General features: G+C 63.1%; 1 protein-coding gene. It reads right to left on the reverse strand.

What is annotated here, in order from left to right; genetic code table 11:
- Positions 1-263 (reverse strand): effector protein Tle3 domain-containing protein (locus ACQRAX_RS25700; RefSeq protein WP_427867798.1); only part of this gene is annotated, 263 nt, incomplete at both ends.

Genomic DNA, 263 nt, shown 5'->3' on the forward strand with positions numbered 1-263 from the left:
GTGACCCAACGGTGGTTTTCCGGGCTGCGCAGCATGGCCGAGTGATAGCTGTTGGCGTCCCACTCGTTCGGGTCATCTGGCAGGCGTGCGCGGATTTCGTTGGGCGTCTCCTCGCGTTCGATCCGGTAGTAATCGGGGATGTCGAGCATCGGATTGCCTCGCACCAGGGTCTGGCGCAGGGCCGCGGTCTGGTCGCCGGGAAGCTTTTCTTGGTTCCAGCCATCACGCGCCTTGTCGAGGTTGATCCGGGTGGGGCTGTTGTA

This window comes from Pseudomonas sp. UM16 (genome assembly GCF_050312595.1).
GTDB lineage: Bacteria > Pseudomonadota > Gammaproteobacteria > Pseudomonadales > Pseudomonadaceae > Aquipseudomonas.